The following is a 1,028-nucleotide window of genomic DNA, read 5'->3' on the forward strand; positions in this document are numbered from 1 at the left end:
CCGCCTAGATGATTGATTCCAAGGGGTGGAGATCAGCTGTTCGGCTGCGGACATGAAGCGAGGGCGTTCAAGATCCGTTTGTGACGACAGAACTGAACACCCTCGCGACAGCACTGTACGTGAAGATCGACGATCAGCTGATCGCTTCTCCGGATCTGGCTCCCGAGCGGCCTGCGACCGGGCTGCAGCCTCGGCTCAGTGACGCGGAGCTGGTGACGCTGGCGGTATTGTCGGCGCTGCTCGGCTTCACCTCAGAGCGGCGCTGGCTGCGCTACGCTCGCGCCCACCTGACCGGCCTGTTTCCTTACCTGCCCGGCCAGTCCGGCTACAACAAGCGCCTGCGCGCCGCCACCGGCCTGGTGCTCCACCTGATCCGCATTCTCGGCCGGGACACCAGCCTGTGGAGCGACGACGTGTGGGTGGCCGACTCCACCCCGGTCGAGTGCGGCCGCTCCCGGCAGACCGCCCAGCGCTCCGACCTGGCCGGCTGGGCCGAGTACGGCTACTGCCCCTCCCACTCCCGCTTCTTCTGGGGCCTGCGCCTGCACCTGCTGTGCACCCTGGGCGGCCTGCCCGTCGCCTTCGCCCTGACCGGCGCCAAGGCCGACGAACGCCTCACCCTGCTCGGCATGCTCGAAGCCGACCCCGACCTGCTGGCCCGCCACCGAGGCCGGCAGGACCTGATCGCCGACATGCAGTACTACGGCCGCGACTTCGAACACGCCCTGGCCACCGCAGGAGTGCGCCTGCTGCGCAAGGCCCGCAAAGGCGAGCCCCCACGCTCCGGCGCACACCTGTTCAAACCCCTGCGCCAGACCATCGAGTCCATCAATCAGACCCTGAAAGGCCAGCTCGACCTCGAACGCCACGGCGGGCGCACGTTCGCGGGCGTCATCATCCGCGTGATCACCCGCATCCTTGCGCTGACCGCCGTGATCTGGCACAACGACAAGACCGGTCAGCCCATCGCCCGCTCACTCACCGCCTACGACCACTGATCCCAACCCCTTGGAATCAATCATCTAGGC

At 67.4% G+C, this 1,028-nt stretch carries 1 protein-coding gene; it reads left to right on the plus strand.

The window, feature by feature from the left end; all coding sequences use genetic code 11:
• Positions 1-80 precede the first annotated feature (80 nt).
• Positions 81-998, plus strand: coding sequence for an IS982 family transposase (locus AB0G11_RS48920; protein ID WP_357594174.1), 918 nt, complete (start codon positions 81-83; stop codon positions 996-998).
• Positions 999-1,028: the final 30 nt, after the last annotated feature.

Origin of the sequence: Nonomuraea sp. NPDC023979, assembly GCF_040639085.1 — a bacterium.
In the GTDB taxonomy this organism is placed as follows: domain Bacteria; phylum Actinomycetota; class Actinomycetes; order Streptosporangiales; family Streptosporangiaceae; genus Nonomuraea; species Nonomuraea ceibae.